Raw genomic sequence first — 14057 nt, 5'->3', positions numbered from 1 at the left:
GAGGCATAGACGAAGCTCTTGCAGCCGCCGGGCCGGTCCATCAGGCCACGGACGAATTCCAGCATATTGGAATGGCCGACAAGGTTGCTGCGGACATAGTCGCCCGGATGGTCGATGGAATAGCGCACGCCGGCTTGCGCAGCGAGATGCACCACCCGGTCGATATCGGGATAGCGCGCCGTCAGTCCCATGACCGCGTCCGTATCAGCGATCTCCAGCTCCTCGAAGGTAAAGCCGTTCCGGCCTTCGATGTTTTTCAGACGGGCCTGCTTCAGGGCCGGGTCGTAATAGCTGTTGAGATTGTCGATCCCGACAACGCGTTCGCCGCGTGCCAGCAGCAGCTCCGCCACATGCATGCCGATGAACCCTGCAGCGCCAGTCAGAAGTACCGTCATAAGCCTCTTCCGGGTCGGTGAAAGACGGGGAATTCCGGGGCCTCTTATGCCGGAAGGAATCCGGGGCGCCAAGCACCGGAAACAGGAATTTCACATTCGCGGGTTCGTAGCCGGGGCATGCTTTTCATTTCGTGCGGACCTCGATTAACGAAAAACTGCGTCGTTCTGTCGCGTCACACTATCAATTTCTTGCGTATTTGCCCGGCAGCCTCCGGCACCGATTGCCGCACCCCCGATGCAGGCATACCTTAATTACAAATGAAACAAATGGAGTGCCGGGACAATCGGCACCCAGAATTGCCGGGGAGATATCATGACGGCACTCAAGCCCGTCTCGCTCGACGACAAATACGCCCTCGACCGGGGGCGGGTTTACATGACCGGCATCCAGGCGCTCGTGCGCGTGCCCATGGCACAGCGACAGCGCGATGCAGCGAGAGATCTCAACACCGCCTGTTTCATCTCCGGCTATCGCGGCTCCCCGCTCGGCACCTACGACATGCAGCTCTGGCGCGCCCGCGCGTTCATGCAAAAAAACAATATCGAATTCCAGCCGGGCCTGAACGAGGATCTCGCCGCCACCGCCGTCTGGGGCAGCCAGCAGACCGGCCTCTATCCCGGCGCCAAATATGACGGCGTGTTTTCCATCTGGTACGGCAAGGGCCCCGGCGTCGACCGGTCTGGCGATGCCTTCAAACACGCGAACTTCGCCGGCACGGCGGAGCATGGCGGTGTCCTGGCGATCGCCGGTGACGACCATGTCGCCAAATCCTCCACCATCCCGCACCAGAGCGAATATGCCTTCATGGATGCCTGCATTCCGATGCTGCATCCGGCAGGCGTGCAGGATGTGCTGGATTACGGACTTTACGGCTTTGCCATGTCCCGGTTCAGCGGCTGTTGGGTCGGGCTGAAGGCGACGGCGGAGAATATGGACAGCTCCGCCTCCATCGATATCGACCCGCTGCAACTTGAAATCGTGACCCCCGACGATTTCCCCATGCCCAAAGGCGGTCTCAACGTGCGCTGGCCGGACCCCTGGCTGGAGCAGGAGGAACGGCTGCACAGCCACAAGCTGCCCGCCGTGCTCGCCTTTGCCCGGGCCAACAGGCTCGACAAGGTGATGCTGGACAGCCCGAAGCCCCGGATCGGCATCATCACCGTCGGCAAGTCCTATCTCGACGTCCGTCAGGCGCTCGACGATCTCGGCATTTCCAATGAAGAGGCCGCCGATCTCGGTCTCAGGATCTACAAGGTCGCCATGCCCTGGCCGCTGGAGCCGGAAGGGCTGAAGGAATTCGCCGCCGGGCTCGAGGAAGTGCTGGTGATCGAGGAGAAGCGCCCGCTGATCGAGGATCAGGTGAAGCAGATCCTGTTCGATCTCGCTGACCGGCCGCGCGTCATCGGTAAGCGGGACGAAACCGGCGCCACCATCATGCCGACCAATGGTGAGCTGTCCGCCAGCAGCATCGCCCGGCTGCTTGCCCGGCGCATCCTGAAGCTGCGGGACCATGCCCGCCTGCGCGACCGGCTGGCCTTCCTTGAGGATCACGCCAAAACCGCGCTGAAGCCGGTGACGGACTTCCAGCGCATCCCCTATTTCTGTTCCGGCTGCCCGCACAACACCTCGACGAAAGTGCCGGACGGCAGCCTCTCCTTCGCCGGTATCGGCTGCCACTTCCTCGCAAGCTGGATGCCGCACCGGGAGACCAAGACATTCACCCAGATGGGCGCCGAGGGCACGCCGTGGATCGGCATGGCCCCCTTCACCGACTACAAACACATGTTCGTCAATCTGGGCGACGGCACCTACACCCATTCCGGCCTGCTGGCGATCCGCGCCGCCGTCGCCGCGAATGTGAACATCACCTACAAGATCCTCTATAACGACGCCGTCGCGATGACAGGCGGCCAGCCGGCCGAAGGCGCCTTCTCCGTGCTGGAGATCGCCAATCAGGTCGCCGCCGAACGGGTTGCCGCCCTGCGCATCATCACGGACGAGCCGGATAAATATCCGCTTGGCACAAACTGGCCCGATTTCGCCACCCTGCACCACCGGGATGAGCTGGATTCCGTGCAGAAGGAACTGCGCGAGACCGAAGGCGTCACCATCATCCTGTACGACCAGACCTGCGCCACCGAGAAGCGCCGCCGGCGCAAGCGCGGCCTGCTACCGGAGCCGGAAAAGCGGCTGTTCATCAACCAGCAGGTCTGCGAGGGCTGCGGCGATTGCGGCGTGCAATCCAACTGCGTCTCGCTGACCCCGGTGGAGACCGAATTCGGCCGCAAGCGTGCCATCGACCAGAGCTCCTGCAACAAGGATTATTCCTGCGCCAAGGGCTTCTGCCCGAGCTTCGTCAATGTGGTCGGCGGCGGTATCCGGAAGAAAACCGGCGCTCAGCCGGAAACATCGGCCCGGGCGGACATCTTCCCGATTCTGCCGGAACCCGTGCTTCCCGCACTGGATCATCCCTACAACATCGTCGTCACCGGTATCGGCGGCACCGGCGTTGTGACCATCGGTGCCCTGCTCGGCATGGCCGCGCATCTGGAAGACAAGGGTGTCACCGTCCTCGACCAGATCGGCCTGGCCCAGAAGAACGGCTCCGTCGTTACCCATGTCCGGCTGGCGAAAAAGCCGGGGGACCTGCATGCGGTGCGGATCGCTGCCGGGTCGGCAAATCTGCTGCTGGCCTGCGACATGATCACGGCGGTCGGCGTCGACAGCCTGTCAAAGCTCAGCCTTGGCGACACCACAGCCATCGTGAACATCCAGCAGACCATGAACGGCGCCTTCACCCAGAACCCGGATCTGCAATTCCCGGCCGAAGCGGTGAAAGCGGCGCTCAAAAGTTCCTGTGGCGAGAATTCGACCCACTTCCTGGATGCGAACCGGATCGCCACCGCCCTGCTCGGCGACAGCATCGCCTCCAACCTCTTCATGCTTGGCTATGCCTACCAGCTCGGCCAGGTGCCGCTGACGGGCGAGGCCATCCTCAGGGCCGTCGAGCTGAACGGGGTCGCGGTCGATTTCAACAAAAAGGCGTTCCTCTGGGGCCGCCGGGCCGCGCATGATCTTGCCACTGTCGAAAAAGCCGCCGCCCCGGTGGTGGAGCAGCCGAAGCATCTCGATCTGGCGAAATCTCTCGACGAGACCATCGAGCGGCGCATCGCCGAGCTCACCGCCTATCAGAATGCCGGTTATGCCGCGCGCTATGCCGGGTTGGTCGAGACCATTCGAGCGGCAGAGGAGCGGGTCCTGCCCGGCTCCGAAAAACTCTCAGAGGCCGTGGCTCGCTATGCCTACAAGCTGATGGCCTACAAGGACGAGTACGAGGTCGCGAGGCTCTACACCGATCCGGCCTTCCGGCAGCAGCTCGACGAGCAGTTCGACGGAAAATTCAAGCTTGAAGTAAATCTCGCGCCACCGCTTCTGGCCCAGCGCGATCCGGAAACCGGGGAGCTGAAAAAGCGTGCTTACGGGCCATGGATTTTCACCGCCTTCAGCCTTCTGGCGAAACTGAAGGGCCTGCGCGGAACCGCCTTCGATCCGTTCGGCCGGACAGAGGAACGGCGTACCGAACGCCGGCTGATCGAGGAATATTTCACGGACATGGAAGAGGTCGCGCGCGGCCTCTCGTCCGCGAACCACGCCGCCGCAGTCACCCTCGCCTCCGTGCCCGACCATATCCGCGGTTATGGTCATGTGAAGGAACGGCATCTGAAGAAGGCAGCCACGCGCCGGGAAGAGGCGCTCGAGGCCTTCCGCAACCCCGAAGCGACCCGCGACGCCGCCGAATAAATGGCCCGACAAACGGCAAGACCGGCTCCTATCTCCGGGACCGGTCTTGCATACGCCCGCACCCACCCCATTTCATCCTGATGGCGCGCAGCAGGACTCTCTTCAAACGCATCACATTGTTCGGTCTGGTACTGGTCGGTCTGCTCGGCCTGCCACTGGCAGCCAGTGCCGTCGGCAAATGGGCGGAGGGTCCAACGCACTGGAGCCAGGCACGGCGGGATTCCGCCGAGATCGCGCCTCCCGCCGCGACCACTCCGGAAGCAGTGATCCAGGTCTATGCCGCCCGCGCCTGGAGCTGGCGCGGCATCTTCGGCGTGCATACCTGGATCTCGGCCAAACAACCGAATGCCGATCATTACATGCGCTTCGAGGTGATGGGCTGGCAGTTGCGCCGCTCCGATACCGCCGTGCGGGTGACAAACGGCAACCCCGACGGCTACTGGTTCGGCTCGAAGCCGGAGCTGCTGCGGGATATCCGCGGCCCGGAAGCCGAAGCCCTGATCCCCCGCATCGCCGCCGCCGCGCAATCCTATCCGCATGCCGGTACCTACCGGGTCTGGCCCGGCCCGAACAGCAACACCTTCACCGCCCATATCGCCCGGCAGGTGCCCGAACTGCGTCTCGACCTGCCGCCGACCGCCGTCGGCAAGGATTTCATTCCCGAAGGCGGTCTGTTCGCCAAAGCACCCAGCGGCACCGGCTACCAACTCTCACTCTACGGCCTCGCCGGAGTGATGCTGGCCTTGGAAGAAGGCGTCGAAGTGAACATGCTCGGCCTGACACTTGGTATCGACCTGAAGAACCCGGCCCTGAAGCTGCCCGGCGTCGGTCGCATCGGGATGCCGGACTGAACGCCCCCTGTTTGTTATCCCGGCCCCCGAGCCGGGACCTTTGTGATCGTAGAGCGGGATGATCCTAGAATGAGGAAGTCATCCGAAAGGTCCCGGATCAGGTCCGGGAAAAACAGGAGTGATCATTCTAAACGGCCGATATCTTGACGGCCTTTCTACGAGACCTTATCCACGCCTAGGAGGTTACCGGCGCCGCTCTGCGGCTCGTTGCCCCGAGTTCCCTGGACCAGCGCTGCATGATTTCGACATCCGAGAGGCCACTTTCGTCCCCTCCCTTGAACAGCACATTTCCATGCATGGCATGGCTTCGGGCCGCCTCGCGGGCTTCGCTTGGTGACATGCCGAAATGATCCCGGAACCGGGTGGAAAAATGGCCGGCATTCACGAACCCGTATTCGAGCGCGATATCAAAAACACCGCGCTCGATATTGCCAGGCGCAGCCAACGCCTTGAAAACAAGCATCAGTCTCCGGCGCTGAATGTAATCGCGCACGCCTCCTTGTGTTTTCAATATCCGATAGAGCGTCGCCCGGGACATCCGGAAATGAGCGCATATCCTCTCAACGCCGAGGCCGGGATCGCCCAAATTCTGATCTATATATCTTTGCAAGGCAGTGAGCACACCTGACTGCGCCTCCATGGAAGAAGGATCACCAGCCGTGACCAGAGCGCGCAGCAGGCCCATCAGGCTTTCGGTCAGAACCGGCGCATCGCTGGCGGACGTGCCAGGCATGGTCGTGCGAAGAAGATGAAAGAAGCCGGAGAGCAGTTTCCCCGAGGTCGTATCGCCATCAAAGATCAAGCCGCGCGCTTCGCCCAATGCCGGCAAATCGGCGATCACCCGGTCCCGCGGCAGGATGATGGAAAGCACTTCCGCATCTGAGCAGGATGCATCCACCTCATATCCAAGATTGACGGCATAGACCCCGTTCGTATCGAGCACAAAGTCCGTGCCGCCGTTCTCGCACCGATTCCGGCCGCTGATATAGACCTGCAGGCCGATATGATCGGAATCGTCATTCCGCCGCAGCCAGGAGCTGTCCCGGACAAACTTCTGCCCCGAAAACTTCGTGTCCATGAACAGGAAGCCACCGGCATTGTACATGTGGATTTCCGGCACCTGCGGTGGGTTTCGCGGGTCCGCAAGGGGAACGGAGTCGAAATAGGGGACGATGGCCTGCCGCCAATGCCAGAAAAGTTCCTCCGGCGGCAACATGCCAGGCAAGAGCGATAATGACGGAATTCGCGGTTCTGTTTCCAACGCGCTCACCCTTTCTGGACTGATGCGTTTGAACCCCCATCGAATTTCAACTGGGCCCAGAGACTCAATACAACGGTATGAGACATCCGCATAAACATATTGAGACACCCAGAAAAGCAGCCCGGCCCCGGCATTGGTAGAATTCCACTTGGGCTTTCGACCTTCTTTTCGGATTTATTTTAAGTTTAAAGCCCGTCTACAGCGCCAACAGACCTGTAAATGCAGAAGCAGAAACAGGTCAGAGCAAAGAATAGCAACTCGGTTCGGTCTTGGCGGCGTCACGCAACGCTCAAGACCGTTCCTTTTCTCTCTTGGGCAGAAAGCCCGCGGCGAACAAATGCACAACACGAGACTCTAGGAATGACCATCAGGTTCAGCCATGACAGTCAGGCACTGTCCGGCTTCGCCCTGAATCCACGGCTGCATTGGCGCGGTCATGCGTCCCGGAATCGCCTCTTTCATCTGCCTAACGCCAAAACCGCACCGCTGACAGCGGCTCCGACAAAGCCTTGGTCTGCAGCAAGACATCCGAGACAGCATCTCCTCGCCATCATAAAAATGGGCACCCTCCGTCATGAAAAATCACGACACCATTCTGTTCGTCGATTCCTCCGTCCGGCATGCACATCTTCTGGTGGAGGGGCTCGATCCGGATGCCCGGGTGCACCGGTTGTCTGCTTGGGGTGATCCACTCTCCGAAATTGCCTCGGTCGTCTCCCGCGCGGCGCCGGTCGGGCACATTGCTATCCTGACTCATGGCAGCCCTGGAACATTCACGCTTTCGGGACAACGGATCGATCGGGAAACGCTCGTATCCTCCGCCGAGACGCTGGCCAAAATCCGCGTGGCACTGGCGCCCGGCGCGGACGTCCTCCTCATGGCCTGCTCGACTGGCGCGCACCAGGCCGGCCGGGTGTTCATCGCCGGACTGGAAGCTCATCTCGGCGTGCCGGTCCATGCTTCGGAAACCGATCTCGGTGCGGACGCCGGGTGGAACGGCCTGGCGGCGGCAGCCACCATCTTCGCCCCGTCCGCGCTCGCTTCCTATCCGGAGCGGTTGGCCCCCTCAGTGATCAGCGGATCGAGCGGCAACGACACGCTTACCGGAACAACCGCCTCCGACACAATCAGGGGCTATGACGGCAACGATGTCATCTCCGGTCTCGCCGGCGACGACGACATCGCCACCGACGACGGAAACGACCTCATCTACGGCGGTGACGGCAACGACACGATCTCCTCTTATGATGGCACCGATACGGTCTATGGCGACGCCGGCAACGACTTGTTAGTAAGTCGAACGGGTAACGACCTCATCTATGGCGGCGACGGCAACGACACGCTCAGCGGAAACGATGGCAACGACACTCTCTATGGCGATGCCGGGAACGATCTGCTTTATGGTGGTGGAGATGCTGACCTGCTGATTGGCGGAGCCGGCAACGATACATTCAAAGGCACCGCTTCCGAGTTTAACGGCGACACCATTTCCGGGCTTGAGGCGGGAGACACCATCACCGTCACCACTGCCGGCCCGGATGCCAGCGCCCTGAACGGGACCACGCTCGGCAGCACCATCGACCTCGGCAGCGGCTACACCCTCAACCTGTCCGGCGCCGCCTCCGACCTGACCCTCTCGGCCGTGACCAGCGGCAGCACCACGACCTTCACTTTCGCCGCAGCCGCGAGCGGAAGCTCTTCCAGCGGGAGCGCATCCGGCAGCGGGTTGACGGTGACGAACCAGACATCGGAAGACACCGCCGGCACGGCTACAGGCCGGACACTTGTGAACAATACCGGCAGTACCGCCTCCGGTGCTCTGGTGCAAAATAGCGGTAACGGCAACACCGTCACCGCGACCCTGCCAAGCGGCCTATCGCTGACCAATTCCGGCACTTCGAGCGCCGTCACCTCGACCGCCGCGACCACCTCCCTCACGCAACAGATCCAGACAACCGAGCCGGTCGCGAGCGCACAAAGCTTCCTCATCGGCCACGGCCAGACCTTCGTCAATGGCACCGGTGGTATGGCGCTGGATGTCCGGACCATCGGTTTCTCCGGCTCCGGCTCCACGATACAGACCGTTCAGATCACCGGTACTTCTTCCAGCACCTCCGGCTCCGAAGCTTTCGTCATCGACACGTCCGGCCTGCCCACAGGATCGACCGTACAACTCGACAATATCGAGTTCGCCGCCATCGTCGGCAGCGCCACCGTGAATGGAGGTGGCGGCCAGAACTATGTGGTCGGCGACGATGCCGCACAGTTCATCTCCCTCGGCGCGGAGGATGACACGCTGGCAGGCGGCGGCGGCAACGACACCGTCGGCTCGGCCTGGGGCGAGGATATCGTCTATGGCAATCAGGGCAGCGATTATGTCTTCGGCGGCGCCGGTATGGATACGCTCTATGGCGGCCAGGACAACGACACGGTGTTCGGCGGTAACGACAATGACGTCGCCTACGGCAACCTCGGCATGGATACCCTCTCCGGCGGCGAGAACGATGACCTGCTCTATGGCGGTCAGAGCGACGATATCGCCTATGGCAATACCGGAAACGACACCCTCCACGGCAACCTCGGCAACGACACGCTCTATGGCGGCCAGGGCGCGGATTATCTCGCCGGGGACAGCGGCGCGGACCTGCTCGTGGGCAATATCGGCAACGACACGCTCATCGGTGGTAACGGGGCGGATACCTTCCTCTTCACGGCGGGCGGCGGCCACGATCAGATCAACGACTTCCAGTCAGGCATTGACAGTCTGCAATTCGCCAGCGGGCTGACCTACACAGCGGCGGAGAATGCCGGCAACACAGTGCTCACACTATCCGACGGCGGCACAGTTACACTCATCGGCGTCAACCAGTCCGCTCTCGCGATCAATGTCACGGCGGGTTGGGATCTTCCGTAACCGCCCGGGCAGAGGCCGGAATCGGCAAGGATCTCATCCCGGAAAGCGGCCTGTTCGTGAAAGCGCCCAGCGGCACCGGCTGCCAACTCTTGCTCTTCGGCTTCGGCACCAAGAACCCTGCATTGAATCAGTCCGGCCTCCGCCGGGCCGGCATACAGGACTAGACGGCTGCCCGGGTTGCTGTGCGGCCGGACGCGCGGAGCTCCCGAGCCCAGCGCTCCATGACTTCCGCATCGCTTAATTCGTTACCGGGACTTTCCTGAAACAACATGTTGCCATGTCTGTGTTGGCTGCGGGCGGCCTCCCGAACCTCTTTCGGTGTCATTCCGAAATGCTCCCGAAACCGGGTGGACAGGTGACTGGGGCTGGTGAAGCCATATTCCAGCGCAATGCTATAGACCCCCCGATCCATATTTGCCGGTAAAGCCAGGGCCTTGAAGATGCCCATCAGCCGCCGCCTCTGGATATAATCCCGGACGCCCCCCTCCGCAGCGAGGACACGGTATAGCGTCGCCCGCGACATCTGGAATTGTCCGCAAATATTGTCGATGCCGAATTCAGGCGAGCCCAGATTTTGGTCGATATAGCACTGCAGCGCCATCCTGACACCGGAGTGCGCCTCGACAGACGAGGGATTTTCGGCAGCGAGCAAAATGCGCAACATACCGAGCAGGCTTTCGGTCAATATCGGAGCATCTCTGGCCGGTGCCGTTTTCATCACCTGCCGCAGTGAATGGAGAAAACCGCCGAGTAATGTTCCGGAAGTTCCGTGTCTGTCGAACAGCAAACCACGGGCTTCGGAGAGGCCCGGCAGTTCCTCCATCACCCTGTCGCGCGGCAGGATGACAGTAAGAACTTCGGCATCGCTGCAAAGCGCATCAACCTCATAGCCAAGATTGACGGCGTAGACCCCTTTTGTATCAAGCACGAAATCGGAGCCGCCGTTTTCACAGCAGCTCTGCCCCCGCAGGAAGATCAGCAGACCGATATGGTCTGAATCGTCATTGCGCTTCAACCAGCCCCTGTCGCGGATGAATTTCTGGCCGGAAAATTTCGTGTCCATGAACAGAAACCCGCCGGCATTATACATATGCACATCAGGGATCTGGGGCGGGTCGCGCGGATCCACGAGAGGTATGGAGTCGAAGTAAGGCGAGATTGCACGTCGCCAATGCCAGAAAAGTTCTTCCGGCGGCACAATACCCGGTGTGAGAGACACTGATGGAATCCTGGCTTCAGGTTCCATTTCACCCTCCGCATATGGTGGCTACATATCCGTGCCATTCGTCTCGCTCTACAATATCTTGAGACAATGACGCAATTTTTTTGAGACGGTAACGCAAGAACACGTCCATCATCTCGATTAGAATTTTATATATCTGCACCTTCTCCGCCCTTGCCGGCTTTGGCCCGCATTGGAAGATGTGGACAAGCGGACGTGCACAGCGTTCGCGAGACTGGAGGTCTAGACGGGCATGGCAAAGCGCCCGGCAATGATCGCTCTTTTCTGGGCAGAAAGCCTAGAGGAATGAACTATGAATCTTAGACTGCCCGACACACCCGCCCCCAGCAGTACGGGGTTTTTAAGCGAAAAACGGATTTCAGCCGCGACCTTTGCTGGCCACGCAAGAGCCCTGCGAGGAATATCCCTGTCTATCCCGCAGGCCTCCTATTGAACGGCAAACAACCGTCCGTGGCCCCTGGCTCCTGTCCCGACACACATACACCGCTCCCCCATTCACCTCTCCCCCATTCAAACGACAAGACAGCACCTGCCATGACCAATGCTCAAGCCATCCTCTTCGTTGATCCGTCCGTCACGCATTCTGAGATACTGCTTGCCGGCCTTGGCCCGGAAACGCGTGTTCACAGACTGTCGCCGAGCGGAAAACCCTTTGCGGAAATGGCAGATGCACTCTCCACCGGGACATCTGTCGGGCGCATTTCAATCCTGGCTCACGGCTCGCCCGGAACACTGACCCTCGCAGGACGGCAGATCGATCCCGGCGGACTCGCCGATGCGGCTCCCGATCTTGCCCGGATCGGCGCCGCGCTAGACCGGCCTGCGGAAGTTGTTCTCGTTTCCTGCGAAACGGGCCAGGGGGCAGAGGGACAGCTCTTCGTCAAAACCCTCGAAGCTGCTCTCGGCGTGCCTGTCCATGCCTCGAAAACGGTTCTCGGTGCCGGTACCGGCTGGCAAGGGCTCGCCCGCGCCGCGACGATCTTCGCGCCGACGGCGCTCGCCTCATATCCGGCGCGGCTGGTCGTCTCGATCGGCGATGCGGGGGACAACCTCATCGTCGGAACCGCGTCCGACGATACGCTCGACGGAGCAGGCGGCAACGACACGATCAGGGGCAATAACGGCAACGACACGATCACCGGCGGCGACGGAAACGATGAAATTTCGGCCGGCAGCGGAAACGACTCCATTCTGGGCGGCTCCGGTGACGACACGATCAGCGGCTTCGGCGGGAACGACCTGATCTATGGCAATGCCGGCGACGACCTTATCGGCACCGGCAACGCCAACGATACCATCTATGGCGGCGACGGGAACGACAGCCTCTATGTCCAGGGCGGCTCTGACCTGCTCTACGGCGGCGATGGAAATGACGTTATCTCAACCGGAGACGGTGGCGACACGATCTATGGCGAAGCCGGTGATGACAGCATCATCTTGGCCGGGAGCGCGGAGGTCTTCGGCGGCGACGGCAACGATACGATCAGTGGCTCGCTTGGGTCCGACACGATCAGTGGCGGCAATGGAGACGATTCCATCATCGGCGGCGGCAGTCTCGACTTCCTGACCGGCGGGGCCGGTAACGACACAGTCCTGGGCGGTGCGTCGAGTGACACCATCGACGCGGGGGACGGGAACGACGTTCTCTCCGGCGGCTCCGGCACCGACAATCTGATCGGTGGCGCCGGAAACGACACTTATATTGGCACCGAGGCCGAGGTTAACGGAGACACGATCACCGGGCTCGCGGCCGGGGACGTGATCGAGATCTCGGGCGACACCAGCTACGCGACCTCTCTTCATGGCACGAGTGTCGGCAACACCGTCACCATCGGCAGCAGCACGATCAATCTGACCAGTGCCGGAACCGGCCTCTATATTTCGGGCGCGGCCGTCGGCGGCAATTCAGTCCTGACGGTGACAAATACCGATCCTAACGTTTCGGCTGGAAATTCAGGTTCATCTGGGGCCGGCAACACCTTCACTGTGTCGAACCAAACGGCAGCCGATGCTGCAGGAACAGAGATAAACCGGACTCTGACAAACAATACCGGAAGTGCCGCCACGGGTAATCTGGTCGAGAATACGGGCAACGGTAACGTCGTGACAGTCACCCTGCCAACCGGCATGTCGCTGACCACATCCGGGAATGCGGCTGCGCAAACCGGCGGGAATGCGAGTACGACGCTGAACACGCAGATCCAGAACACGGAGACAGATCCCACCGCCCAGAGTTTCCTGACGGGGCACGGGCAGAATTTCCTCAATTCCGTGCCCGGCCTGTCGCTGGATATCCGCTCGATCAGCTTCTCCGGATCCGATGGCTCCGCCCAGACCGTCCAGTTCACCGGGCAGTCGAGCAGCGGTGGCGAAGCTTTCGTGATCGACGCCACCGGCTTGCCTTCCGGCTCAACGCTGCAGCTCGACAATATCGATTTCGCCGCCATCGTCGGTCAGGCCACCATTACCGGCGGAGCAGGCCAGGAATATATCGTCGGGGACAACGCCTCACAATTCATCTCCCTCGCGGGCGGAAGCGATACGATTGCCGGCGGCGGCGGGGCGGACACGGTCGGCTCCAACTGGGGAGACGATATCGTCTATGGCAACCAGGGTGCCGACAGTGTCTTCGGCGGCGGCGGTCTCGACACGCTTTTCGGCGGGCAGGACGCGGACAGTGTGTTCGGCGGCAACGACAATGACGTGCTTTACGGCAACAAGGGCAACGACGCTCTGACCGGCGGCGAGAACGAGGACCTGCTCTATGGCGGGCAGGATAACGATATCGTCTATGGCAATTCCGGGAACGATACCCTGAACGGGAATCTCGGCAATGACACCCTTTACGGTGGCCAGGGCGGTGACCTGCTTTTCGGTCAGTCCGGTGCCGATCACCTAGCCGGCAACCGTGGGGACGACACTCTTGCCGGAGGGGACGGGGCCGATACCTTCGTCTTCACCTTCGGTGGCGGTAACGATCAGATCACCGATTTTCAGGCCGGCATCGACAGCCTGCAATTCGGAGATGGACTGACTTACACTGTGTCGGAAAGCGCCGGGAACACGATCCTGACCCTTTCCGACGGCGGCACCGTCACCCTGATTGGCGTCAACCAGTCCGCACTCGGGATCAATGCATCATCGGACTGGGGTGTTATGTAACCGGTGGCCGGGCCGGGGGGCGAAATCGGCCGCTATTCCCTCCCATCGATGTCATCTTCATCCTCAACGCATAATCCCGGCCACCGAGCCGGGACCTTTTTGATCACAGGGCGGATATGATCGTAGAGGCAAGCATGGCCGAAAGGTCCCGGATCAAGTCCGGGAAAACGGTTATGGACGGTTGGGGCTATCGCTCCCCTATCCCGTGATCGCCTTCGTCTCCAGGAAATCCTCCAGCCCCATCGGGCCGTTCTCGCGGCCGATGCCGGATTGTTTGAAGCCGCCGAAGGGCACGTCAGTATCCGCGTAGTTACCGTTGATATAGACGTTTCCCGCCCGCAGTCGCCGCGCGACGCGCTGGGCTTTTTCCGGGTCTCCGGTCTGGATATAGGCGGCGAGGCCGTAGGGCGTGTCGTTGCCGATCCGGAC

Annotated in this window: 8 protein-coding genes; 4 read left to right on the top strand and 4 right to left on the bottom strand. The window is 61.3% G+C overall.

The window, feature by feature from the left end; genetic code table 11:
• Positions 1 to 395, bottom strand: a 395-nt coding sequence (locus AAC126_RS18745; protein WP_339856173.1) for a GDP-mannose 4,6-dehydratase, incomplete at its 3' end; no start/stop codon positions are given.
• 313 nt (positions 396 to 708) lie between these two features.
• On the opposite strand from AAC126_RS18745, the gene AAC126_RS18740 reads away from it, so the two are divergent.
• Positions 709 to 4197, top strand: coding sequence for an indolepyruvate ferredoxin oxidoreductase family protein (locus tag AAC126_RS18740; protein WP_339856171.1), 3489 nt, complete (start codon positions 709 to 711; stop codon positions 4195 to 4197).
• Positions 4198 to 4277: 80 nt separating this feature from the next.
• Positions 4278 to 5048, top strand: coding sequence for a DUF3750 domain-containing protein (locus tag AAC126_RS18735; RefSeq protein ID WP_339856170.1), 771 nt, complete (start codon positions 4278 to 4280; stop codon positions 5046 to 5048).
• A 175-nt stretch (positions 5049 to 5223) separates the two neighbouring features.
• Here AAC126_RS18735 and AAC126_RS18730 read toward each other — a convergent pair whose 3' ends face one another.
• Complete coding sequence (locus AAC126_RS18730) at positions 5224 to 6153, bottom strand: helix-turn-helix domain-containing protein (protein ID WP_339856168.1); 930 nt, start codon at positions 6151 to 6153, stop codon at positions 5224 to 5226.
• A gap of 730 nt (positions 6154 to 6883) precedes the next feature.
• On the opposite strand from AAC126_RS18730, the gene AAC126_RS18725 reads away from it, so the two are divergent.
• Positions 6884 to 9223 (top strand): DUF4347 domain-containing protein, encoded by a 2340-nt coding sequence (locus tag AAC126_RS18725; protein ID WP_339856165.1) that lies wholly within the window; start codon positions 6884 to 6886, stop codon positions 9221 to 9223.
• A gap of 160 nt (positions 9224 to 9383) precedes the next feature.
• Here the strand turns inward: AAC126_RS18725 and AAC126_RS18720 are convergent, their stop codons facing one another.
• The gene (locus AAC126_RS18720) at positions 9384 to 10442 is read right to left on the bottom strand and encodes a helix-turn-helix domain-containing protein (RefSeq protein WP_339856162.1); all 1059 of its coding nucleotides are present in this window, start codon (positions 10440 to 10442) and stop codon (positions 9384 to 9386) included.
• A gap of 558 nt (positions 10443 to 11000) precedes the next feature.
• Between AAC126_RS18720 and AAC126_RS18715 the strand changes: the two genes are divergently transcribed.
• The gene (locus AAC126_RS18715) at positions 11001 to 13628 is read left to right on the top strand and encodes a DUF4347 domain-containing protein (protein WP_339856159.1); all 2628 of its coding nucleotides are present in this window, start codon (positions 11001 to 11003) and stop codon (positions 13626 to 13628) included.
• A 198-nt stretch (positions 13629 to 13826) separates the two neighbouring features.
• Here the strand turns inward: AAC126_RS18715 and AAC126_RS18710 are convergent.
• A partial coding sequence (locus tag AAC126_RS18710) for an aldehyde dehydrogenase family protein (RefSeq protein ID WP_339856157.1) occupies positions 13827 to 14057 on the bottom strand: 231 nt, incomplete at its 5' end.

Source organism: uncultured Nisaea sp. (genome assembly GCF_963974195.1).
GTDB lineage: Bacteria > Pseudomonadota > Alphaproteobacteria > Thalassobaculales > Thalassobaculaceae > Nisaea.
This window is presented reverse-complemented; position numbering and strand designations above follow the sequence as displayed.